The 21,341-nt window shown below is 49.4% G+C and carries 19 protein-coding genes; 8 read left to right on the forward strand and 11 right to left on the reverse strand.

What is annotated here, in order from left to right:
- The first annotated feature begins 262 nt into the window (after nucleotides 1-262).
- The 4 genes from erpA to L6H65_RS16940 all read left to right on the forward strand — a co-directional run bounded on the left by erpA (nucleotide 263) and on the right by L6H65_RS16940 (nucleotide 2,441).
- On the forward strand, nucleotides 263-625 hold the full coding sequence (gene erpA, locus L6H65_RS16925) for an iron-sulfur cluster insertion protein ErpA (RefSeq protein WP_236343778.1): 363 nt from the start codon (nucleotides 263-265) through the stop codon (nucleotides 623-625).
- Nucleotides 626-863: 238 nt separating this feature from the next.
- A complete protein-coding gene (locus tag L6H65_RS16930; protein ID WP_236343780.1) occupies nucleotides 864-1,376 on the forward strand; it encodes a DUF2569 domain-containing protein in 513 nt (170 codons plus the stop codon).
- 42 nt (nucleotides 1,377-1,418) lie between these two features.
- Entirely contained in the window at nucleotides 1,419-1,916 is a 498-nt protein-coding gene (locus L6H65_RS16935; protein ID WP_236343781.1) for a DUF2569 domain-containing protein, read from the forward strand.
- Nucleotides 1,917-1,931: 15 nt separating this feature from the next.
- Complete coding sequence (locus L6H65_RS16940; RefSeq protein WP_236343782.1) at nucleotides 1,932-2,441, forward strand: DUF2569 domain-containing protein; 510 nt, start codon at nucleotides 1,932-1,934, stop codon at nucleotides 2,439-2,441.
- Nucleotides 2,442-2,542: 101 nt separating this feature from the next.
- Here the strand turns inward: L6H65_RS16940 and L6H65_RS16945 are convergent, their stop codons facing one another.
- The 3 genes from L6H65_RS16945 to L6H65_RS16955 all read right to left on the reverse strand — a co-directional run bounded on the left by L6H65_RS16945 (nucleotide 2,543) and on the right by L6H65_RS16955 (nucleotide 6,010).
- The gene (locus L6H65_RS16945) at nucleotides 2,543-3,133 is read right to left on the reverse strand and encodes a thymidine kinase (RefSeq protein ID WP_236343783.1); all 591 of its coding nucleotides are present in this window, start codon (nucleotides 3,131-3,133) and stop codon (nucleotides 2,543-2,545) included.
- 154 nt (nucleotides 3,134-3,287) lie between these two features.
- The gene (locus tag L6H65_RS16950) at nucleotides 3,288-5,237 is read right to left on the reverse strand and encodes a sensor histidine kinase (protein ID WP_236343784.1); all 1,950 of its coding nucleotides are present in this window, start codon (nucleotides 5,235-5,237) and stop codon (nucleotides 3,288-3,290) included.
- A 92-nt stretch (nucleotides 5,238-5,329) separates the two neighbouring features.
- On the reverse strand, nucleotides 5,330-6,010 hold the full coding sequence (locus L6H65_RS16955; RefSeq protein ID WP_236343786.1) for a response regulator transcription factor: 681 nt from the start codon (nucleotides 6,008-6,010) through the stop codon (nucleotides 5,330-5,332).
- A 247-nt stretch (nucleotides 6,011-6,257) separates the two neighbouring features.
- On the opposite strand from L6H65_RS16955, the gene L6H65_RS16960 reads away from it, so the two are divergent.
- From L6H65_RS16960 to L6H65_RS16970, 3 genes are all read left to right on the forward strand, one after another.
- Nucleotides 6,258-7,220 carry an aldolase catalytic domain-containing protein gene (locus tag L6H65_RS16960; RefSeq protein WP_236343787.1) on the forward strand — a complete coding sequence of 321 codons (963 nt, stop codon included), beginning with the start codon at nucleotides 6,258-6,260 and terminating at the stop codon, nucleotides 7,218-7,220.
- Nucleotides 7,221-7,363: 143 nt separating this feature from the next.
- Nucleotides 7,364-8,209, forward strand: coding sequence for an EamA family transporter (locus tag L6H65_RS16965; protein WP_236343788.1), 846 nt, complete (start codon nucleotides 7,364-7,366; stop codon nucleotides 8,207-8,209).
- A 55-nt stretch (nucleotides 8,210-8,264) separates the two neighbouring features.
- The gene (locus L6H65_RS16970; RefSeq protein WP_236343790.1) at nucleotides 8,265-8,855 is read left to right on the forward strand and encodes a hypothetical protein; all 591 of its coding nucleotides are present in this window, start codon (nucleotides 8,265-8,267) and stop codon (nucleotides 8,853-8,855) included.
- 83 nt (nucleotides 8,856-8,938) lie between these two features.
- On the opposite strand, the gene L6H65_RS16975 is transcribed toward L6H65_RS16970, so the two are convergent.
- Nucleotides 8,939-11,860 (reverse strand): MMPL family transporter, encoded by a 2,922-nt coding sequence (locus L6H65_RS16975; protein ID WP_236343791.1) that lies wholly within the window; start codon nucleotides 11,858-11,860, stop codon nucleotides 8,939-8,941.
- 303 nt (nucleotides 11,861-12,163) lie between these two features.
- On the opposite strand from L6H65_RS16975, the gene L6H65_RS16980 reads away from it, so the two are divergent.
- Nucleotides 12,164-12,742 (forward strand): TetR/AcrR family transcriptional regulator, encoded by a 579-nt coding sequence (locus L6H65_RS16980; RefSeq protein WP_236343792.1) that lies wholly within the window; start codon nucleotides 12,164-12,166, stop codon nucleotides 12,740-12,742.
- 1,056 nt (nucleotides 12,743-13,798) lie between these two features.
- Here the strand turns inward: L6H65_RS16980 and L6H65_RS16985 are convergent.
- The 7 genes from L6H65_RS16985 to L6H65_RS17015 form a co-directional block, all read right to left on the reverse strand.
- A complete protein-coding gene (locus tag L6H65_RS16985) occupies nucleotides 13,799-15,265 on the reverse strand; it encodes a methyl-accepting chemotaxis protein (RefSeq protein ID WP_236343794.1) in 1,467 nt (488 codons plus the stop codon).
- Nucleotides 15,266-15,322: 57 nt separating this feature from the next.
- The gene (locus L6H65_RS16990; protein ID WP_236343796.1) at nucleotides 15,323-15,634 is read right to left on the reverse strand and encodes a hypothetical protein; all 312 of its coding nucleotides are present in this window, start codon (nucleotides 15,632-15,634) and stop codon (nucleotides 15,323-15,325) included.
- A 176-nt stretch (nucleotides 15,635-15,810) separates the two neighbouring features.
- Nucleotides 15,811-16,677: an ATP-binding cassette domain-containing protein gene (locus tag L6H65_RS16995; RefSeq protein ID WP_236343797.1), complete on the reverse strand. Its 867-nt coding sequence runs from the start codon at nucleotides 16,675-16,677 to the stop codon at nucleotides 15,811-15,813.
- An 87-nt stretch (nucleotides 16,678-16,764) separates the two neighbouring features.
- Nucleotides 16,765-17,583: a hypothetical protein gene (locus tag L6H65_RS17000; RefSeq protein ID WP_236343798.1), complete on the reverse strand. Its 819-nt coding sequence runs from the start codon at nucleotides 17,581-17,583 to the stop codon at nucleotides 16,765-16,767.
- The gene (locus L6H65_RS17005; RefSeq protein WP_236343800.1) at nucleotides 17,561-18,154 is read right to left on the reverse strand and encodes an RNA polymerase sigma factor; all 594 of its coding nucleotides are present in this window, start codon (nucleotides 18,152-18,154) and stop codon (nucleotides 17,561-17,563) included. The genes L6H65_RS17000 and L6H65_RS17005 overlap by 23 nt, the downstream gene beginning before the upstream one ends.
- A 7-nt stretch (nucleotides 18,155-18,161) precedes the next feature.
- Nucleotides 18,162-20,399, reverse strand: a complete 2,238-nt coding sequence (locus L6H65_RS17010) for an ABC transporter permease (protein WP_236343802.1) — start codon at nucleotides 20,397-20,399, stop codon at nucleotides 18,162-18,164.
- On the reverse strand, nucleotides 20,396-21,271 hold the full coding sequence (locus tag L6H65_RS17015) for an ATP-binding cassette domain-containing protein (RefSeq protein ID WP_236343803.1): 876 nt from the start codon (nucleotides 21,269-21,271) through the stop codon (nucleotides 20,396-20,398). The genes L6H65_RS17010 and L6H65_RS17015 overlap by 4 nt, the downstream gene beginning before the upstream one ends.
- Nucleotides 21,272-21,341: the final 70 nt, after the last annotated feature.

Raw genomic sequence — 21,341 nt, forward strand, 5'->3', positions numbered from 1 at the left:
TCGGAATACGGCCGATTTGGCGAGTACTGGCGGTTGTCTTATATAGTTTGTGAAAAAAATAACTTGCAATTACCGTAAACAACGGTCTTTAAGCAAGGACTGTCCTTATTATAAACCTCCTGAGCAAGTGCAGCAACTAGAAAAGCATGATGGAAAACGGACCGATGCGGAACTTGGTCCTCCGTCTCTTGAGCGGATTTAGGATGTGGAGTATACTGTAGATATTGGACTGTCACAGGACGTCTAAGAAGGAGGGAACAGTATGATTAACATTAGCGAATCGGCGAATGAGAAAATAAAAGAAATGCTCGAACAGGAGGAAACTCCGAATTTGTTTCTGCGGGTAGGCGTTAAGGAAGGCGGCTGCAGCGGCTTCTCTTACGGAATGGGCTTCGATGACGAGGAGAATGAGGGCGATAAAGCATTCGATATGAGCGGCCTCAAGGTTGTAGTTGATAATGAAAGCATGAAATATTTGAATGGCCTCGAAATCGACTTCAAGGAGTCGGCAATGGGCGGCGGGTTTACCATCGAGAACCCGAATGCGTCCGCTACATGCGGGTGCGGGTCATCGTTCCGTACTGCTAGCGATGCTGGGAAACCGAGCGAAGCTGGCGAGTGCTGACCGCTGGATGAACGACAGAGGATTGCACGCGAATCATCAATCAATTCAATAGAGCTTCTGGGCTGTATGAATGGTATCATACACAGCTCGGAAGCTTTTTGCGTTCTAAGAGTCGAACATCAATCATTAAAAAATATATATTTTTGTTATATAATGTGATATTTTATGATAGGGCCATATATTCAAAGTGTTTACATTAATGGATTATTGATTGGAAAACAGGTGGGGGAATGAAATTTTGGAAAGTAATACGATGGAAAGTAATGAAAGAGAAAAGTATCCAACTCCATTTGGAGTTTCAGGATTGGGAGGGTGGTTAATTTTTATCCAAATTGGTATGTTTCTAGCAATTTGGCAAACGATTGATTCTTTAAGCAAAGGGATGCAACTGATCAATAGTGAGGATTGGAAGCTGCTGATTACTGAGACTTCTGTTAGATACCATGCGCTTTGGGAACCGCTTGTATCTTTCAAGTTGTTATATTCATTTCTATATCTGTTGTTCATTGCAATTATTTTAATATTGTTTTATCAAAAAAAAGCTATATTGCCTCGTCTAATGATCATCCTCTTTAGCGTTGCAACGGCATACAGTTTTATTGAACTTATACTGACGTATCAAATTCCTTCGGTGCAGCAATCCGAGAATAACATCATGATTAGAGAATTTATTCGTTCATTAGCTTTCTGTGCAATATGGATTCCATACTTTTTAAAGTCCGAACGAGTAGAGAATACTTTCGTGAGATAATGATGTAAATTGTCAAACAGAGAAGATATGGGGGAATGAAGCATGGAAAGTAATACAACGGAAAGAATCGAAAGAGAGAGACACCCGGTGCCGCTGGACACTTCAGGATTAGGCGGCTGGCTGGTGCTTGTCCAGATCGGGTTATATGCGAGTATTGTGCTGATGTTTAAAACAATATTAGATGGTTTAGAGATGATGAATTCTGAAGCATGGGGCTTTTTTTCAGAATTTCATGTGCTGCTGGGACCGCTTATTGTCTTCGAGGTGGTAGTTACCATTCTCATACTGTTGTTCACTGTATTTGTACTGATTATGTTTTATCTAAAAAAAGCGATATTGCCTCGCTTAATGATCATTCTCTTTGGCGTATCCGCAGCGTTTGCCTTTATTGATCTTTTATGGGCATATCAAATTCCGTTACTAGAAGAGCTTGATGGTGGCAGCTTGATTAGGGAATTTGTACGTTCATTACTCACATGTGCAATATGGATTCCGTATTTTATTAGGTCCGAACGAGTGGAGAATACGTTTGTGAAATAATGGGGGAATGAAGCTTTGGAAAGCAATACACAGGAAAATGCAACTAGGGAGCCATACCCGGCGCCACAGGGAATTTCAGGATTGGGCGGCTGGCTGGTGCTTGTACAAATCGTTTTATATTCCACGTTTATTTTATTATTGCTCAGTGCTCCCGCTTATTTTATCCTCATCACAGAGGTATGGGAAGGGATGACTTCAGAGGAGTCGATACATTATCACGTGCTATGGGGACCGATGGTCGTCATCCATTTGGTATACATGGCTTTGCTGATTCTGCTTACCGGATACATATTGATCCAATTTTATCGAAAAAAAGCCATGGTGCCTCGATTGATGATCATTTTCTATATCGCGCCGGTTGTGTTCGGCATCATTAATCTTATTCTTCTGTATCAAATTCCGTTAGCGCTGGAACTTGATGAAGGGGAATCATTGAAAGCTGTTGTCCGTGATACGCTTACTTGTGCGATCTTTATCCCCTATTTTATTAAGTCTAAAAGAGTGCGCAATACGTTCGTAAGATAATTAGCTGCAACAAGAAGGTTGACTATTAGCCCACTGGGTCGATAGTTGATCTGAAACCCTGAGGTGGACTCTCGCCTCAGGGCTTCGTTGTTGCTTCTGAGCTACTCCGTGTGAAAAGCCCCATTATAGCAGCGTCGGCATACCGGCTTGTAGTCCTCATTGCCGCCGATCTGGATCTGCTGTCCCGCATTGACGGGCTGTCCGTCACGGAATCGAATGACCATCGTTGCTTTGCGGTCGCAGTACCAGCAGATCGTCTTGATTTCTTCGATCTTGTCCGCTTGTACGAGCAGATGATAGCTGCCCTCGAACAGCTCGTTCTGAAAATCATTTTTAAGACCAAAGGCCATTACCGGGATGTTAAGCTCATCCACGACTCTGGTCAATTCCTCGATATGATGCTTCTTCAGGAACTGCGCTTCATCAATGAGCACACAGTATATTTTGTTAGCTGATGGCAGGGTGGTATGTGTCTTGACACTATCGTAGAGGTTGGTATCATGCTCAACCGGAATGGCTGCTCGTTCGAAGCCAACGCGGGAGCCGATCAGCTCTTGCGTGCCCCTTCCGCTCATGGAAGGCGAGAAGATGAGGACCGATTTGCCCTGCTCCTCGTAGTTGTGAGCCACTTTAATAATTTCGAATGATTTGCCGCTGTTCATGGTGCCGTATTTATAGTATAGCTGAGCCAATTGCTTCTCCTCCAATAGTTCACCTTTATTCTGTCCCCATTATAACAAACATCGGGCAGGCGAAAAGCAGGAATCGAATAGGAAGAGCCCTTGAACGTTCCTCCCATCAGAATGGCTGTTCAAGAGACTGCTTAGTCATTTCTACCATTGCTATTTATTGTCCATTGCTGTTCTTTAACGGAAGAATCAAGGATAGCACGCAGCCGCAAGTTCCGGGCTCGACCCGCAGCGTACCGCCAAGCTGCCGCACCCGATCCTCCATCGCCTTGAGTCCGAAGCCGAACTCGGCTTTTGTATAAGGGAGGCCATTATTGCCTAGCTGGAAGGTCAGCAGTCCCTCATGACAAGTGAGCTGGAAGATGAATCGATCGCATTTGCCATGCCGTATTCCATTGGTCAAGCCTTCCTGAAGGGCGTGGTAAAGCACACGTTTCTGGAAGATTGTAAGTCCAGGAGGCAGCTGCTCGATCTTCTTCTCCACGATGACACCTGTTGCTGCAGATGTGTCGGCTATTAATTTCTCCATCGCACCGAGCAAATTGTAGTCGGCAGGGTCCTCCTGAAGGAGCCTGACAGATCCGCGGATTTCATCCAATCCTTTGCGAACAAGTCCTTGGGAGGCTTCGAACTTGCTCAAGGCAAGCTCCCTGTCTTTGTCGATCAGCCGTTTGGCTGCCTCGATCTGAACGATCGTCGCGGTCAGAGTATGACCGACAGTATCGTGGATCGTATAAGCGATGCGCTGCCGCTCCTCCATGACGAGTGTCGCTGCTGTTGCTTCTGCTGAATCGCGCATCGATTCGGTGAGACGCTGATGCGTGTCCTCCAGCTCCGATGTTCGCTGCTGCACCATTTCCTCCAGTGATCGGTTGAAGGTCTCCAACTGCCTGTTAACGGATTCATAACGACCGTACAGCACCCTCACAAAGCAAATCATGAGCAGAAAAATACTCCAAAACAGCAGCGTATTGTTCCAAAATCCAAGCGGAGGGAACAGCGGCAAGAGCTGAGCATAGAGCGCTGGGAAAGAGGTCGTCATAATATGAATGAGCGCATTAATCGTAACAATTGAAAAACCAGCCATCATCCAGCTGTTCTCCACCTCGTCATATCTTCTATAGGCGCGATAGATTGTTCTTGTAATGGCTGCGAAAACAACGAGAAACAACGGCGGGAAATAGGTAATCAGCAGCAAGTAATACAGGTAGGAGGAAACGAATGCCGATACTGCTGTAAGCGCCGAGAAGGCCAGCAATAGCCAGCGCAGGAACCGATGTGTTCGGGGATAGAGCTCAGGATACAATCGTTCCACAACCGCGACGAATGCGAATACGCAGAATGGCAGTGCAATGTCATGCACATAAGAAAACCAGGTATTCTCGACAAAAAGCTTGAATGTCGGGTTGCGCACAAGCGACGCGTAGCCTGCGGTAAAGGCGAACATGGACAAATTGACGTAAGCGCGTTCTCTTCTGGTCAGGCTGAAGAAGAGCGCGGCAATCGCGCAAAAGATGAACAGGGCGGCAAGCATGTAATTGCCCAGGTCTGTTCGAATCATGTAATACAGCACATTCTCTGGCTGTTCAATCATTAATTGAGGAAGCGGGACTTTCATTCCTGCGGTATCAAGCCAGATTGTCAGCTCTTTGCCGCTCAGCTTGGAATCAACAGGAAACATATGCCAATTGTAATACGGATTGACTGGTGCGTTCGTATTCGTGGAATCGAAGCGGTACAATTCCTGACCATCCATGTACAGGCGAAAGTAATTGATCATATGAATATAGATCGATGGATTGAGCTTCCATTCCTCGTCCTTAGGCGTGAATTTGAGCCAATATTGTCCAGGGGGGAGAAGTACGTCGAAATGAGGAAGCATCTCCCGCACCTTCATCCATTGTACACCGGAAGGAGAGCCGGCGGCATGGTCTGGAGGAACGGAGGATGCTTCGGCGATTCTCACTTGTTTCATAAAGACGGGAGCGGGGCGGCTGCTATCAGACGCGACGTAATATTGTGCGATCGCGATGGCGAACAACACGAGTGTCAGCGCAGCTATAAGATAAGGCAGCCGATACTTTTTGGGCCAATTCGCGAGGTTCAAGAGAGGTCTCCTTTAGCTTATCTGAACAGGGTATCCAGATAATGATTACTTTAATTGTATGGAACGTTCTGTTGATTGACCAGTGACCGCCGTCATATATCAGTCATGCCTTTCAGCAGCAGCACAGCCTGCGTCCGGTCATTCGTACCTATTTTATCGTAGATGGTGCTAATGTAGTTTTTGACTGTGCCCTCGCTCATGAACAGCTTGCCGGCAATCTCCCTGTTCGTCATCCCTTCCATCATAAGCGCAACAACCGTCTTCTCCCGCTCGGTGAACCGAACGCCGTTCAACTGCTTGCCCGCTTGCGCTGCGGCGCTGCTCTTATTGGGTCTCTTATCCTTGGCGGACAGGGAGGAGATACGGGCTGCCAGCTTGGATGCGATCGGCGCAGACATCATCAATTCGCCCTTCATAGCATCTCTGATAGCTTGGAGCAGCTTGTCCCCAGGCATATCCTTCAGTAGAAATCCGCATGCGCCGTTCACCAGGGCATCGACGATATAGTCATCCTCTGCGAAGGTCGTCAGCACCAGTACTAACGTATTGGGGTAATCCTGACGGATTCTCCGTGTGCATTCAATGCCATCCATGATCGGCATCCGAATATCCATGAGGATGAGGTTCGGCTGGTGAAGCCCTACAAGCTCATAGGCTTCCAAGCCGTTCTCGGCCGTTGCCAGGACGTTCATGTCGTCCTCCAGCTGTACGATGGTCTGCAGGCCATCCCGCATTAGTGTCTGATCATCAGCGATTATTATAGTGATTGCCATTGTCTAGCTCCTATCTATCTATTTCCATGCATTTGCTTTCATTATACTGGAAAGGCATCCCTTATGTGGTCATGATTTTCGAGAGAGTGGTCATGACTTTGACTATGACTGGATTGACGACTTTTTAACCGATAGATATATTGCCAGAAAACGACGACGAGGTTTGACAAAATGGTTTTGCGTTCAGCGCTTTTTTCAAGTATCATGATAGAAAAGACAAGTTAAGGTTAAAGGAGATCTCACTTTCATGAATTTAAAAGCAAGCAATTGCAAAATCGTCGATTGCACGATCCGCGATGGCGGACTTGTGAACAACTGGGATTTCAGCGTCGAGTTCGTTCAGCACTTGTACAACAGCTTGAACGAAGCGGGCGTCGACTATATGGAGATTGGCTACAAAAATTCGCCAAAGCTGCTTAAAGGCGCAGAATCTGCCGGTCCTTGGCGCTTCCTGGACGATGACTTCCTGCGCAAGGTTATTCCGCAGAAGCTGAACACGAAGCTGTCGGCGCTTGTCGATATCGGACGCGTGGACGAGAATGACATTTTGCCCCGCGAGGAAAGCCTGATCGACCTGATCCGTGTCGCCTGCTACATTCAAGACGTAGACAAAGCGCTGGATTTGGTCAAAGTATTCCACGACCGCGGCTACGAAACTACGATTAACATTATGGCGCTCTCCAACGTTATGGAGAACCAATTGCTTGAAGCGTTCGAGATGATCGATGCCAGTGTAGTAGATGTTGTATACATCGTTGATTCCTATGGCAGCCTGAGTCCTAATGATTTCAACTATTTGGTAGAGAAATTCAAGAAGTATCTTCCGAACAAACGTCTTGGCGTGCATACGCATAACAATATGCAGCTGGCTTTCGCTAATACGCTCGTATCTGTTGAGAAGGGCGTTGAGCTGTTGGACGCTTCTGTATACGGCATGGGCCGTGCAGCAGGAAACTGTCCGACAGAGCTGCTTGTCGCCAACCTGAAGAATGCGAAGTACAAAGTTCGTCCGGTTCTGGACATGATTGATAAGTATATGATTCCACTGCGAGAGAAGGAAGAGTGGGGCTATATTATTCCTTACATGATTACCGGTATGCTGGATGAGCATCCGCGCTCGGCAATGGCGCTGCGCGATACAGCGGACAAGGACAACAGCGTAGATTTCTACGACAAGCTGACGACACCGGAAGTTACGCATAGCAAATAAGCAAGCGTGCGGCAGTCGTTTACATCAAAGAGCCCGTCCAGGCAGCCAATTTATTGGCTCTGGGACGGGCTCTTTACTAGGAGTCAGTGCCCATGCAATCATACAGCTTTTGAATTGCGTATCGGCGGGGGAGGAGGAACGGTATGGTTGAGCAGGCAGCGGCAGCAGCAATTGTTATATTGTCCGGTGTATTTCATGCGACTTGGAATATGCTGGCCAAGAACAGCTTGAACAAAAATGTGTTTCTCTGGTACAGCCAGCTTGTTGCGATCCTGATTTTTTTGCCATGGGCGATTATGGATTTGCAGACTGCGAGCTTTGTATGGGAAAGCGTCCTGCTGCTAGCGGCTTCGGCTGTAATACACGGCATTTATATGCTGCTGCTGGCCCAGGCTTATATCGTTGGCGATTTGTCGCAGGTGTATCCCATTATGCGCGGTACAAGTCCGCTGCTCGTTCCGCTTGTCGCGGTGACGGTACTGGCGGAGCCTTTGCCGATTGGCGGATGGATCGGCATTCTTATCATTGTTGCAGGTATCTTCATGATAAGTAACGGCTTTCATTTTCGTTCGCAAGGATTAGCCGCTGTCTATGCGTTTGCAGTCGGTATCAGTATTACGATGTATACGGTTATCGACAAGCTTGCGCTTGAATTCGTGCAGCCGGCTTTGCTCAATTTAATAACAAACATCGGCAATCTTGCTGTGCTTTCGTTTGTTGTAATGCGGGGCAATGACATGTCGCAGGAGTGGCGAAAGAACAAGCGAGCTATTATCGTTGCCGGGGTGCTTGCGCCATCCGGGTACTTGCTGTTTTTGTTTGCGCTGAGCCTTGCTCCATTAGGGGTCCTCGCTCCGATGCGCGAGATTGGCACTGTTTTTGCGACACTATTCGCTGTAGTTCTTCTTAAGGAGAAGCAGGGCGCGCGGAGAATATGGTCATCGATTGTAATAACGGCGGGCATTATATGTCTGGGACTGTTCGGTTGAAGATTGGTTGAAGAAGCCAGAAAGTTCGGATCTTACATTGAAACGGGGAGAAGGAATGAGTGTGCGGACACAGCTGGACCGTATTGTTCATCTGCTGGAATCGCGTCAGCCGTTGCCTGAGCTGCGGCCTGACAAGGTTTGGAATGCTGCGTTGGATGAGGAAATTACTGCTCTTGATTCACTGCCTGGGGCTTCGTCTACGGCTATGATTGCTTTGAAGGCAGGGTTGCATCTCTGCAATGACAGTCTGGACCGGTCCCATTCCTATTCACAGGAAATCGAGGACGATGCTGCTGGCTGCTATTGGCATGGGTTGATGCATCGGATGGAAGGGGATTATTCTAATTCCAAGTACTGGTTCTATCAAGCCGGTAGTCACCCTGCCATGCACTCCATCGGGCCCAAGGCAGCGGAGTGGATCAGCAGAGGCATAGATGGGATTGCTGCGGCACATCAAGATAGAATGATTGAGCTGTTGCGCGAGATGCAGCATCAGCACGTTTGGAATTCTGGTCTATTGACCGATGCCATTGAACTGCAGGAGAGCGGCCGGGCTGCTGAGAGCACGAGGGGTGTGCTTCAATATTTGCAGCGTCATGAATTGATCGAGCTGCTCGCTTACTCACGCACGGCTGCTAATGGTTAGGTGAAAAAAAGGCTGGCTCCGTTCATCAGGCTGCACAATCTGCCTGCTGGATACGGGGCCAGCCTATTTAAATTTCATTCATGTCAACCTTCAAGGACGGGATCGGCTTTCTTCTGATGAGTTTCTTTGACGACGACCGCTGCTGAATTCTGCTTGCGGAACGGCCACCAGTTCGCTTCACCGATCAGATTAGCCAATGCCGGGACGACGAGACCCATAAATACGGTGGAGTAGAGAATGAGGCCAATCACAATCCCTGCCCCGATCTGCAGCAGTGTATTAACACCAGACATCATGAGCGCTGCGAATGTGCCGCCCATAATGACAGCGGCAGAGATGATAACGCCGCCTGTCGTTGTCATTGCTCTGGACATGGCATATGCAATGCCGCCCGGACGATATTCTTCTTTGAAACGGGCCATCAGGAAGATGCTGTAATCGACGCCGAGCGCAACGATGATCAGGAACACGAAGAAGGAAGCGCTCCATGAGAGACCTGGTTCACCAAGCAGATCAACGAAAATAAATTCCACAATGCCCATCGTGACGAGATAGTTGAAGCCGAGAGAGAGCAGCACATATAGCGGTGCGAGAATGGAGCGCAATAGAATCATCAGAACAATGAAGATGCCGATAAGCACGAGTGTGCCGGTACGGGTGAAATCATTCTGCGATATATCCTTCAGCTCGCTAATCTGCGCCGACGTTCCGGCAAGCAGCACTTGCGGGTCGGCAATTGCTGTGCCAGACAAGTTCTGGCGCAGCGTGTCGCGGATTCGATCGACAGTAACAAGGGCATCGCCGGAATATGGATTCACATCCAGCACGACCTCCAGTTTTGTCGTCATTCCATCCTTGGACATGTAAAAGTCCAAAGCTTGCTGGAATTCGGGGCTGTTTATCGCTTCCTCTGGCATATACCAGCCAGGAATCTGGTTGCCGCCTTTGTCTGCGATGGCCTTCTGGGCATCATTAACCTGCGTCAAGCCCGATGAAATATCGGTGAGCCCTTTGGCGCCATCCTTCAGTCCTCCGGTCAGCTCGTTCAACCCGCCCTTGAGCTGTTTGGCTCCGTCAGCGGCTTGGGTTTGGCCTTCTGCCAGTTGGCCCAATCCGTCAGCAACCTTGTCAAGGGAAGGGTTGAGCTTCTTAAAGCCGCTCTGTACAGCTGCTGATCCTTTTTTGAGTTCGGACAATCCTTTAGTCAACCCCTGCTGCTTGCCTAGCAGCATTTGTACATTCTTGTCATTCATGAGCTCCGGATGTGCCTTGAGCAATCCTTGAAGATCGGCAGCCATGGATGAGGCGACATTCGAGCTCTGAGTAAGGCCGCCGACAATCTTGTCTGTGCCTTTGGCGGCACTTACCAGACCGCCGTGAATTTGATGAAGGCCGTTTTTGGCATCCTTCGTTTTGGAGGACATCTCTTGCAAGCCGCTCGTCAGCTTGTCGATATCGCCTTGCCCAGTTGCGATTTCGCTGCTGGCGGTTGAAAGTCCAGCGGCAACCTTATCGACACCGGATTGCATCTCTTCAAGCGCTGCGGAAGTCTTGGTCAGCTGATCCTGCACCGTCAGCTCGCTGAGCTGTTCGCCAAGAGGTCTGACGACGCTGCGAACCTCCTTCACACCGTCAATGCGAGCGACGCTGGCACTCGCATATTCCAGCGCTGCGAGCGCCTCTGGCGTGCGCATGGAATCAGAGGAGGTGAGAGCGATGGAGACGGGGAATACTTCCCCTGAACCGAACGAACGCTCGACCTGACGGAAGCCTTGAACAGAGCCATGCCCCGGATCAATCTCTGCGATATCGTCGAATGAGCGTTTGCCCTCGAACAGCAGCGTGAGAGGCGCCAGCAAAATAACTGTAACGAGCAGTACAGCTACTGGACGTCTGGAAGCGAGTGAAGCCATTGCAGACCATAGCTTCGATTCGCCATGTCCTTGTCCGCTGTTGACCTTGGAGGGCCAGAAAGCCGCTTGCCCCAGAATTAACAGCAGGGCGGGCGTTAGTGTCAAGCCAGCTATTAAAGTAACAACAACGCCGATGGATACGCCGACCGCGGATTGATAGAGGCCGAACTGCGCGAATCCGATTAAGAAGAAGGCGACAAAGACGGTGCTGGCAGAGAATACGACAGTTTTGCCGACTGTGCGCATCGTGCGCACTAACGCTTCGACGCGGTCATTGTCAACACGCAGCTCTTCTCTGTAACGCTGGATTAATAAGATGCAATAGTCGGTTCCGGCGCCGAACAGGACGGCGATAAGGAAAGACTCTGTGAAGGAGGATACCGGCATTCCGTACTCGGTTGCGAGTGCTACGAGCCCCCTTGTAATGACGAGCGACAGCCCGATTGTGAGCAGCGGCACGAATGGCGCGATTGGAGACCGGAAGACGATCAACAGAATGACGAGGACGAGTCCTACTGTGAGCAGCTCTGTTTTCTTTAATCCTTCTTCCGAGCTCTTCTGAAAATCTTTGCTGATTGGCGCGCTGCCTGTCAGCGCAACACTGCTGCCCTCGGGAGCGCCGCTGAGTGACTCTTCAAGGACATCAACAGCTTCCTGTGTGACTGTATCATTCTCAGCCCGCTGGAAACCGACGATAATGAGCTCGGTTGTGCCGTCGGCGCTGCGGAATTTAGATGCCATCTCAGGCATTTCATAGGCTGATTGCACAGATTTAATGCTGTCATCGCCCTTCAGATTCTGAAGCGTCTTGGCTTTCTCTTGCAGCCATTGCTGATCCTGTTCGGTAATACCTTGTGCGCGGGAATAAACGATAATGGCATTGGATTTGGTCGTTTGCTCAGGATCGATGCGCTCCATCATTTCTTTCGCTACAACCGATTCGGAATCGGAAGGCACGAATTTCTGCTCCGTCTCCCGTACGATCGCCTGTAGATCAGGCAATGCGAGAATGGAGACTGCTGTTATGGCGATCCAGGCAATCAGCACGATCCATTTGGTGCGCGCCAGACCGCGAACTAGCCGTTCAATCATCTTGAATTCCTCCCTTTATTGTGCATTAAGCTTATTGGCTTTCGCTGTGGTGCGGATGATTCCTCTACGATTAGTTATAGCGGATGCACAATAAAAAATCAACAATTTTATACTATTGGTCATAATTATTTCACATAAAAAAGGCAAGTCCTCATTGTGAATTCGATTTCAATTGCGTGTATTAAGGGATGGGGGATGAATAATAAGTGACCAATAGTCAATAAAATTCTCCCCTTTTAAATTGTCCTATGATACAATACAGGGAAGCGATGACGGATGATGTAGATGAGGGAGGCGGCAAGGATGAATCGTGAGACGAAGAAAGAGCTGACACGGACGCGGATTAAAGAAGCGGCGTTATCGTTGTTCGCCGAACAAAGCTACGAATCGACGACGATTGAACAGATCGCGAAGCTGGCAGGTGTCGCCAAGGGGACTTTTTTTAACTATTTCATGTCGAAAGATGAACTTATATGTGATCTGCAAGGATTATTCGTTATCAATGAAATCATCAAGCTGAAGGACAAGCAGGGGCCTCTAATTCCAAAGATGCAGCTCATTATTTTCGAGCTTTTGCGGCAGTTTCCGCTTAATAAGGGACTCACAAGGGCGTTGTTTCAAGCCATTCTGGGAAGCGATAAGGCGCTGGAGAAGCATAGGAAGCTAATCGCGGATCTGAAGGATGTTATCATCCCGCTTGTTGAGTATGGACAGGAATGCGGCGAGCTGCGCAAGGAAATGCCTGCGGACATGATCGCACAGCTCGCGCTTCATACGTACTTTGGGACCCTCATTCTATGGTCCATGGAAGAGGATGAGGAGAAGCTTAATGAACAGATGGTGGTTACGTTTGATCTGTTTTTTAAGGGGATTGTTGTTTAGATAAGTTGAACGGGTGAAAGATACAAGCAGGCGGCTGCGCCGGGGAATGTTCTTGCGATCGCTGTTGTTCTTCCCTCGTTCAAGTTATATAGGTAGGATTGATATTGGGAGAACAGCTATGTATTGCGTTATATGACGCAATACATAGCTGTTTTTTTGTTTCGGGTAGTGCTCAATAAACATAGAAATCAATGATCAATAACTTTATAAAAATCAATATTTACATAATTTACCATATAAATGATATGATGTATACTAGGAATAGTCAGCTTAAAGGCATGAGTCTACGGAGGGTAACATGAAAAAAATTTTAGTACTTATTTTCGCATGTGCATTGTTATTTAGTCTGCTTGATTATGAGGAAAATGGTTCCGTAATTGAAGAAGTTTTTTTTATGAAAAAGGCGGAGAAGAAAATTGAAAGTTTATTAAAGGAAGAGGTTACATTAAAAAGCGTTACTAGGGGGAAGTATGGGATTGAGATTTTAGTAAGAGGATATATAGAACGAATTAATTTTCCCTTTTCACTCCCTACCAATGATGCTTTAGATTTCGAATCACTAAAATTTATGCATAAAAAAATAGTTGAAAAAGATGCTGGAACAGAATTTCAAGACATTTTATATGAAATTTTCCAAGAAGAAGTGAAAGTCTTTCCGAAGATACTTATAAGAGACAAGAAAATTGAAGAGCAATATTTGAGCTACAAAATATATAGGGAAAAGTATAAGGAGAATCTCCAGTATACGCTGAGTATTGAACGGAATTTTGAATTAAATGAGGAAGCATTAAGTCGCGAAGCAAAGGGAACGTATGCATTTATTAAATTTCTTCGTAATGAAGATTATATAATAGGTGATTCTTATATCCAATATGCGAATATGTCTCTCAATCTTAAGGATTACATGGATAAGAGCATACCATTAGAAGAAGCAGATATTATGTACGAGTACAAAAACAGGGTTGAGCTAATGGCTAAAACAGATGAGCTTCACAGCATACTTGAATATGGAAAGGGCACCCGTCACATGCGGGTGCCCTTTCCATATTCAATCCCTCAACTCATCCCCTGCAGCTGTTTCGTCAGCGTCTCCAACTGGACGGCGCTTTCGGCTACGGAGTTGATCTTGCTGTCCTGTGTTTCCAGACCGGCCAGCATCTCCTGCACGGAGGCCATGTTCTGCTCGGTGGAGGCGGCAATTTGCGACATTTCCGATGCGACTGTATGACTGATCCCCTGCAGCTCGCGGACGAGCTCTGCGACGGCTTCGGATTGCGAGAGCACCTCGGTCGTGTTGCCTGCGACGTCGCGGAATACGTTGTCGACTGTGCTCGTCGCCTTGAGGCTGACCTTGGCGGCTTGCAGTCCAAGCGCCACCTGATCCGTCAGTTCATTCGTCCGATCTCGGATGTCTCCGATAATCGCCGCTATTTCCTCCGCTGCCTGACGCGATGTATCAGCCAGCTTGCGCACCTCGCCGGATACGACGGCAAAGCCTCTGCCGTGCTCGCCTGCCCGAGCTGCCTCAATGGCCGCATTAAGGGCGAGCATATTCGTCTGATTGGAGATGGCTGTTATTTTGACAACGATGTCGCTGATCTGCTCGTTCTGGGCATTGAGCTCGTTCATTCGCTCGGCAGTTGCCGTGATAATGTCAGCTACACGCGTCACTTCCTGCGATAGAATGCTCATCTCGCTGCTCCCTGAGCTTGTCAGCCCTTGCGTCGATTCGGAGAGCCCGCGCAATACAGCGGCATTCGTTGACGCTTGTCCGACGTGGCTATCCATCTGCTGAACGGCGTCGCTTATATCGCTGATGCTGCGTGTCTGCGTCTCAATGCTGACGGACATCTCGGAGAAGGAGGTCGTCATTTCCCTGGATATCGTTCGAGTCATATCGGTATGCCCGCTAAGCTCCGAGCTGAATTGCTCCAATACCTGGGCAGAGGTCTGAATTTGCTCCAGCATCTGTTCAGATTGCTCTTTGGCTGCGTTAGTCTCATCATGCTGGACCAGCACCTGATTCTGAAGACGCTGACCGAATATGGAGGCGGTAAGCATCGAGCCTGATGTTAGCAAGAAGAACAAGTTGAAGGAGATCAGACTGTCATCCTGGAAAGCGCCGAATATTTCTTCCCGGTACTGGAACCAGAACAGGTTGGTATAGAATAACCCGAATAGCGAGGATAGCAGCATAGGCCTGTAGTTGTTGTACAGCGATGCAATTCCGAGGCTTACGTAAACCATAAGATATGTAGTCAGAATGGGACCGGTACTGATAAGAACATAGGTGATGATCGCAATGCTAATAACGATGAGGTACATAAGGTGGTTGATTAACCAGCGTTTATACATAAGGATTGTTAAAGTGCCCGCTGTTGCGACACCTGCATAGACAAGGGCGAGAATGGAATCCAACCCTGTGTCGGTAATGAAATCTCCGATGAGTCCAAGACATAGGAAGCACCATACGAGTATGACTAACAGCTTGTTCCTTTTGTGTAAAATGTCCAGTTTGTTCAATGCAATCTTCCCCCCAATCTAATGGTCATGCGCTTACAGCTCCACTGGAGCTACTTGCTATTGAGATAAGAAGCCTGTTAATTCATCATCTCCCCTTATTGCAGCGGCATGATGCGCAACATTCGGATGCAAGTAGCCGATGCCTTCGAATCGCAGACCGCCAGCTGTTACGCCGGATAAGTCGACACGGATGTCTTCACGCTCTAAAAAGGCTTGCAGCAGCTCTATTTGTGTCATACCATCAATTTCTATATACCAGAGCCGATAGCTTGCTTCTGTCACAATCACGAGTACAGCAGATGTGAATTGCAGCTTCGATGTTTGATCGTCATAAGTGAGAGTTAGATCCTCCAATAGATACGTGTCCAAGACTTAATGCCTCCTTCTAAAGACTCCTTCCGATGTCGAAAAAACTCGAACAGCAGTCCTGTTTTGATTGTAATGTCGGACTTCGTTTTTTGCAATCCTCTATTTCAGGCGGTTAATGTTCTTAAAAAGAAACCGGTCCATGTCCCATCTATGAAGCTGGGCATTAACCGGTATCGTCATGCTGTGGAGGAATGTTGATTGCGGCAACGGATGAAATAGGCATCCTCAAGCGTCGTCTCTTGCTCTGTGAACTGCGGAGCAGGAGCCTTCTTGCCCAGCAGCCGCACCGTATAAAATTGCTCATTCATCCGCATGTGCAGAATATGCGCGGGATCAAGCCCTCTGTATGCAGGCATGTCAATCGTTCCCTCCCAGACAGAGAGCGGCAGATGACTGCTCCATTCCTGAAGGGAGCCGTGGAACTGCAGCGCGCCTTCGTCCAGCCACAGGATGCGATCCGACCAGGCCTCCCATTCATTCAGCTCATGAGTGGATACGACGATTGTCCGATTGCGGGCATGTGCGGCCACGAAACGAATGAATCGAAGCCGTTCAATGGAATCAAGCGCATTGAGCGGCTCATCCAGAAAGATGTACGGCGGCGAGCCGATCCATGCTTGCGCAAGGGCGACCCGCTGGCGTATGCCCTGGGGCAATGATTTGATCCTGCTGTTGCGGAAGGACATGAGCTGGAAGGCATCCATCAGCCTGTCAAGCTCGCCTGCTTCAGCGCCGCCCTTGAGCTCGGCAAGATAATGAAGAAGCTTCTCTGTCTTCATCTCTTCATACAGCTCGATACCTGTCGGCACGAAGCCAATCTGCGAACGAATGAGCGGAAGGTCGCGGGCTGCTGTCAGTCCGTTGTAACGGATATCCCCTTCATTCGGAAATTGTGCGGTAGCCAGCAGATGAAGAAGCGATGATTTGCCCGCGCCATTGCGCCCGACGAGCAGTGTGATTCCCGGCTTGATGGTCAGTCTGGGAATGTGCAGGTGAAAATCGGCTCGCATTCTTCTCCACATTAATTGGTGCAGCTCCAGCATAGCTGTCGAGCCTCCTCTTTGATTCAAATACTGCGAACCGATTCATGGGATTGACAAGGTAATATCGTCATGAATCGTCTGCAGTCTTTAGGGCAACAGCTTCATCCCGAAAGTTCTGCGGTAAGCCAGTGCCAGCAGGAGAAGACCTGCGGCTAGCGCCGTGCCCTGCAGGGAAGTCCAATTCCGGTGATCCGCCATTTCTCTTATAGGGGAATCGACCTGCGTCATTCCGAGCCAACTGATCCACAGGATGATCGAGCAGGAGAAGGCGGCTTTGAAGCCTTTCCACATGAGTACATAAGCGGTCACCCCGCTTAAAAGCAGCAGAATCGACAGCCATTGGAGCATGAATGGAAGGAGAGGGAATGCCTCGACCTGCACATTCATATAGATGGAGCCGGTAATGCCGAATACGAGGTTGAGGCCGATGACAATCATAATCCGCACGATCAGCAGCAGCGCCGGAGGGTATGGCGTAATGCTTTCGATGATGCGCATTTCCTTGTTCCAGGTTCGGAAGCTGTAGGCGAGCGAAGCCAGCAGCAGGGCGGGCAGCACGAAGGAAAAGGTGTCGCCAACTGAAATGTAGGAGGTATGATTGTCGGTTGGCAGCAGGTACAGCAGCATCCCGAATACAAACAGACTGGCAAGCCAATACATCCTTGAATAGGAGGACAGCTGCGAGCGCAAAAGACGAAGGAGGGAGGGGTGACGGGAACGGATCGTTTCACGTCTTGCGAAACGCTCTTCCTCAGCGGATTCCTTCAACGTGTCGAAGGCAGGCTGAAGCGCTTTGATCAGCATGCTCGTATCCATTGATGAAACTGGCTTGACCATCAATTGCGACAATGGCTGACGGAGCTCGTCTTCTAGCTGCTTGATTTCATTGTCTTTTGGCGCGTTCATACCGTTTGCCTCCTTTGTTCTCCTTCGTCTCTGGCTGTTCGGGACGAAGTCGCGATTTCAATTTGCGCAAGCCGTTATACAGGTGGGTCTTGACCGAGCCTAGCGGCAGGCTGAGAATATCGGCAATATCCTGCAGCTTCAGATCCTGATAGAAACGAAGGGTTATAATCTCCTTCTGAACCTCTGGCAGCGATTCCAGCGACTGCTGCATCTCCTTGCGCGTCTCTTGCCTCTCCGCAAGCTCTACAACAGAGGGACTTGCATCGCGCTGCTCCGGAGGCTCGTCGAAGGGAAAGCGGTCCATTCGATATTGAGCGCTCTTCCAGTAGTCGCGGCACATATTAAGCGCAACCCGATACAACCAGGCCTGCACATTATCCGGCGCTTGCTTGTGCTGCAGCTGCCTGATCAGCCGCAGGAATGTTTCCTGCACGAAATCCTCGGCCTTGCCTGTATCGTTAAGCTGGCGCTGCAGGAACCCCGATAATGGCGCATGGTAGCGATGGATTAGCGCTTCGAAGCTCGCCTGATCGCCTGACGCCATCCCTTGGAGCATATCATCATCTGTCACGTCGTCCTCACCTGCCCTTCTCTTCATTCCATACCGCCAGCCAGTCCTGCCAATTGATTGTTGGGAAAAGATAGCGTGTGCCCTGTGCCATCTGAGAGGTCATAGCTCCTCTTTCAAAGTGGTCCTCCACATGCAGTCCTCCGTCATAGAAGCGTTTGAGCACTCTTTTCACCAGATCGGAGTTGCCCTCCACGTAGGCTTCCTTAACCATCTTGATCATTGGATCTGCTAATTTGAACCAGCTAGCGACAAAATAATCGGACGACGTCAGCTCCTCGCGCTTCAACGATTCAAGACGATGGAGCGATAAGATGAGCGTGCGAATTTCTTGTATCATCGAGTAGTCCTCATTGGGATTCTTATAGTCCGCCCAGTTATTCACATGCTGGTGCGCGTTCACGGGGTCGTCAAATAATAGACGCCCTATTATGCTTTGAGCACGAGAGGCATCCAGGCTTTGATACCTCTGTGCGTTAATATAGATCGTATTCCCGTTGGAATAGCTTTCACCCGTGTTCATCCAGTCCCACATGGACCCCATTGGAAAATAAACAATTTGGTGGATGGAATCAAGCGGCCTACCAAGCCATGATTCATAAAAGCTGCGCTGCTTATTGATCTCCTTCAAAAATTGTCTGCCCGCTTGCTCGCGGCTTTTTGTCGTAATAAACGCAATAGGCTCACCTTCGATACGAACCGTTACGAGATCACCGCCGAACAGTTCTGGAGCTTCAGAGTCATGCTGGATAAAATGTCTCCGCTGTGCCGTATCATCCGGCGCCGCTTGAAGGGTAGAATAGAGCGGACCGGGAAAGCCGCTTGCTGTTAATTCAAAGTCTGCGCGCAAATATCGTGTTATATCCCCTCTGGACCGTACATTTGCACTATCGACATATAGTCCGTAACCCCCAGGCAGCGGGAACCAGCCGAAATAACTGGGAAGGAAGACACTTTGATCAACAGCGAAGGCAAGGTAGCTCTCGCCGCCGAATAGAGGAAGCCATCTATTAATCGTGCCGCGATAGCGAAACTCGATGGTGTGCTTATCGCCAGCTCCATCCATGAGCGCAGCTTGCTCAAAGGATACGAATTGTCCGTGCTGTCTCCATGAGACTTCTGCATCGTTAACTGTGAGAGTCTGAACCTCAAGCAGCGGGTCCAGCAGAAAGGAAACGTATCCTTCCTGCTGTGGTGCAACCTTCTTGATTCCAGGCGCTGCCGGAATCAGCTGGCCCTTGTTAGTTGGCAGTACGATGACAGCAGTCATCTCCAGCTCGTTGTCAGGATGCCGCTTCACATCAAGCTTCATGCTGGAGATTCGGAACACATGAGGCTCATGCGGCTGGATGAACTGCGTTATGTCAGCTGCGTTAGCCTGCATGACATCCAGCTGTTCCAGCCGATCCATCCACAGCTTGCCGTAAGGAATGTAGCTAATGCCTGACAGGAGCAGTGTCAGCAGCATAATAATGACAGGCAGCCGAGGTCGGCGAACGGGTCTGGTTCGAGCGACTAAAGCTGCGGCTGCTGTCAGCATGAACAGGCTGAACAGGGCGACAAAAGGATACATTCTGATATTCTCCAGATCACTTAAGCTTCTATACCACCCTACATTGCTCATCGTTGAAGGAATAGTAAGGTGGTTCAGACTGAATGCTTTGAGCGGGTACATACCCATATTCATCACCAGATATGCGGGTACAAACAGTGATCCGAACACCCAGCCGCAAAATGCGATCGGCAATGAGAATCTGAGCGGCATCATCGCTCCCAGCACAAGCCCCAGCGCAACGGCAGCTGCAAAAGCCATTTCGTAAATCAAGCTATAGTAGAGCATGAACTGCAATGTGGAAGACCATGGAAGTCCGTGATGCCATGCCAAGGCAAGGTAGACGGCCTGAACGGATACCGTGAACAAGCTGCTGTAGAGAAACCCGGCAATCCATTTGCTCGCGATGATGACGGCATTGGACACGGGCAGGCCAAGGCTCCATTCGTATGCGCTGCTGAGTGTATCGCGGCGAATAAGCAGAACGCCAAGCAGTATAGGGATTGCCATAGCGAAAGTTAAAATTATCGTATTGGCACTGACGGCATACAGGTCAATGTCGATGGCTGCGCCGTGGCTCTGATTGGTTGTCTGCAGCAGCAGCCAGCCGCCCGCAGGCAGCGGCAGCAGCAGCGGCCAGCGCATTTTGGCCAGAAGCTTTAGCTCCAGCATGATTTGCAGCAGCAGTATTCTCATCTTCCCTTAGCAGCTGACAAGCTGCTTATAAGCGCCATATAGCCATCCTCCATCGCGGGCTTCGCTGCTGTTGCATAAGGGCTTGGCGGCGTGTCGGCAATGGCTCTGCACAGAACGCCTTCGCTCGTCTTGCGCGCTGCAAGCAGGCGCTCCTGCGCGATTGCCTGCCATTCGTGATGGGAAGCTTCCCACTCCCACAGCTTGCCTTCTGCGAATTGAGCCAGACCCGCCACGCGCCCATTATAATGAAGCTTGCCGTTTCCTAGCACAATGACATCGCTGCAGCTGGATTCCACATCGCCCAGCACATGCGTAGACAGCAGCACAACGCTGGATTGCGCCAGCTCAGACAATACATGACGCAGCCTGACGCGCTCCTCGGGATCAAGTCCTGTTGTCGGCTCGTCCACAATAATGACCGCAGGGCTGCCGAGCAGCGCTTGCGCGATTCCAAGCCGCTTGACCATCCCGCTGGAATAGGTGCGCGCAGGGCGGTCGGCCTCCTTCTCCAAATGCACGAGGCTGAGCAGGCGGTCCGCCTCGCAATGCTGTTCGCGGCAGGAGCCGATTCCTTTCAGCTTGGCGACATGACGGAGCCATTCACGGGCGGACAGCTGCGGGTACATCCGGAACGTCTGCGGCACATAGCCGATCTGCAGTCGGGCCTTGCTGCCGCTGCGAACGGAAATTCCGTTCACGGTGGCGTCCCCGGTCGATGGAGCCAGCAAGCCGGCCAGCAGCCGCATCAGCGTGGATTTGCCGGCTCCATTAGGACCGAGCAATCCGTACATACCCTGAGAGAGCTGCAAGGACAAGGGCTCAATTGCCCATATTTTTCTATATTTCTTACCTAAATTGGTAGCCGATAGCATGGATGTTTCTCCTCCTGATGCAAAGACGAGACGTTTGTAGAAAAAGTTTTAACAAAGCTTTAGAAAGAGT

Origin of the sequence: Paenibacillus plantiphilus (genome assembly GCF_927798095.1) — a bacterium.
In the GTDB taxonomy this organism is placed as follows: Bacteria; Bacillota; Bacilli; order Paenibacillales; family Paenibacillaceae; genus Paenibacillus_Z; species Paenibacillus_Z plantiphilus.

What these genes read in the sequence shown, in the direction of transcription:
- erpA (WP_236343778.1), top strand. Translation starts at nt 263, where the DNA reads ATGATTAACATTAGCGAATCGGCGAATGAGAAAATAAAAGAAATGCTC.
- L6H65_RS16935 (WP_236343781.1), top strand. Translation starts at nt 1,419, where the DNA reads ATGGAAAGTAATACAACGGAAAGAATCGAAAGAGAGAGACACCCGGTG.
- L6H65_RS16955 (WP_236343786.1), bottom strand. Translation starts at nt 6,010, where the DNA reads ATGGCAATCACTATAATAATCGCTGATGATCAGACACTAATGCGGGAT.
- L6H65_RS16960 (WP_236343787.1), top strand. Translation starts at nt 6,258, where the DNA reads ATGAATTTAAAAGCAAGCAATTGCAAAATCGTCGATTGCACGATCCGC.
- L6H65_RS16965 (WP_236343788.1), top strand. Translation starts at nt 7,364, where the DNA reads ATGGTTGAGCAGGCAGCGGCAGCAGCAATTGTTATATTGTCCGGTGTA.
- L6H65_RS16970 (WP_236343790.1), top strand. Translation starts at nt 8,265, where the DNA reads ATGAGTGTGCGGACACAGCTGGACCGTATTGTTCATCTGCTGGAATCG.
- L6H65_RS16975 (WP_236343791.1), bottom strand. Translation starts at nt 11,860, where the DNA reads ATGATTGAACGGCTAGTTCGCGGTCTGGCGCGCACCAAATGGATCGTG.
- L6H65_RS16980 (WP_236343792.1), top strand. Translation starts at nt 12,164, where the DNA reads ATGAATCGTGAGACGAAGAAAGAGCTGACACGGACGCGGATTAAAGAA.
- L6H65_RS16995 (WP_236343797.1), bottom strand. Translation starts at nt 16,677, where the DNA reads ATGCTGGAGCTGCACCAATTAATGTGGAGAAGAATGCGAGCCGATTTT.
- L6H65_RS17000 (WP_236343798.1), bottom strand. Translation starts at nt 17,583, where the DNA reads ATGAACGCGCCAAAAGACAATGAAATCAAGCAGCTAGAAGACGAGCTC.
- L6H65_RS17010 (WP_236343802.1), bottom strand. Translation starts at nt 20,399, where the DNA reads ATGAGAATACTGCTGCTGCAAATCATGCTGGAGCTAAAGCTTCTGGCC.
- L6H65_RS17015 (WP_236343803.1), bottom strand. Translation starts at nt 21,271, where the DNA reads ATGCTATCGGCTACCAATTTAGGTAAGAAATATAGAAAAATATGGGCA.